The 312-nt window shown below is 33.3% G+C and carries 1 protein-coding gene; it reads right to left on the reverse strand.

Features of this window, described 5'->3' with window-relative positions; translation table 11 throughout:
• Window positions 1-36: 36 nt before the first annotated feature.
• Window positions 37-312, reverse strand: a 276-nt coding sequence (locus tag PZE06_RS27570; RefSeq protein WP_275792330.1) for a helix-turn-helix domain-containing protein, incomplete at its 5' end; no start/stop codon positions are given.

Here is a 312-nt window from a genome sequence, read left to right on the forward strand (position 1 = left end):
GTCTAGTCTTACCTCCTTGATTAATTTAGAGGAACCTCATCTGCTATTTTGCCATTTAATAAATTCAACTATGGTTTGATATTCACGAATATCATTCTTTTCAATCCCCAATTCCTTAATCTCTTTCAGGAGAGCACTCCATTCTTGTTCTCTATATAAATGCGATTCTATATTTAAATCTGGTTCTATTAACATCATAAAATCCACAATTAAGACTTTGGCAATTCTCTGCAGCACTTCTACATAGGGGTTGTTATTAATATTGCGTTCAATATTGCTCAAGTATGACTTCGAAATATTCGACAACTCTGC

It is taken from the genome of Robertmurraya sp. DFI.2.37, assembly GCF_029211245.1.
In the GTDB taxonomy this organism is placed as follows: domain Bacteria; phylum Bacillota; class Bacilli; order Bacillales; family Cytobacillaceae; genus Robertmurraya; species Robertmurraya methanolica_A.